The sequence below is a fragment of the Streptomyces sp. SP18BB07 genome (genome assembly GCF_036322545.1).
Taxonomy (GTDB): domain Bacteria; phylum Actinomycetota; class Actinomycetes; order Streptomycetales; family Streptomycetaceae; genus Streptomyces; species Streptomyces deccanensis.
Map to the genome: position 1 here is coordinate 1 of NZ_JAQYWT010000054.1, position 273 is coordinate 273.

General features: G+C 77.7%; 1 pseudogene. It reads left to right on the forward strand.

Annotation, left to right across the window (positions count from 1 at the left end):
• Positions 1–273, forward strand: a pseudogene (locus tag PUR53_RS00150) (hypothetical protein); the annotation flags it as partial.

Here is a 273-nt window from a genome sequence, read left to right on the forward strand (position 1 = left end):
AGGGCCAGGTCGCCGAGGGCCGTGACCGGGTCGTCGGCGGTACGGCTCCCGGGATGCCGCCGGGCGCGACGGCGCCGGCCGGATATCCGCCGGTGCCGCCCGTCGCACCCGGTGGCGCGACCGGAGCACCGCCCCCGCTCGCCGTGCTCTCCGTGCGCCCGCGCTCGGCGGTCCGCGCGGGGAACGTGCACTCGGCCCAGACGATGGGGAGAGGGAAACACCATCTGGGCCGAGAACTCGGGGGCGGTGCCGGTCAGCGCGTACCCCGCTGGA